This window comes from Pelomonas sp. KK5, assembly GCF_001984095.1.
Taxonomy (GTDB): Bacteria; Pseudomonadota; Gammaproteobacteria; order Burkholderiales; family Burkholderiaceae_C; genus KK5.
On record NZ_LYVQ01000593.1, the window covers coordinates 1 to 285 of the forward strand.

The window sequence follows — 285 nt, forward strand, 5'->3', positions numbered from 1 at the left end:
GGGGATCTGCGAGCTGGTCAGCGCGTTCAGCGTGTCGCTGGCCATGCCGGCGATCTGGCCGGTCGTGAGCTGCGCGACCTGGGTGGTCGTCAGCGCGCCGATCTGGTCGCTGGACAGGGCGCCGAGCTGGACGCTGTTCAGCGCACGCAGGGCGGCGCTGCCGAGGGCGCGCAGGTCGTCGGTGCTGAAGTTGCTCAGTTGGTCGGTCGTGAGGCCGGCCACCTGGGTGGAACTGAGCACGCCGGCCTGGGCCGAGGTGAGGGCGACGATGTCGCCGGTGGTCAG

The 285-nt window shown here is 71.2% G+C and carries 1 protein-coding gene; it reads right to left on the reverse strand.

The features are described from left to right. The coding region (locus tag B0W88_RS34275; protein ID WP_158081006.1) for a hypothetical protein at positions 1–285 on the reverse strand (285 nt) is incomplete at both ends.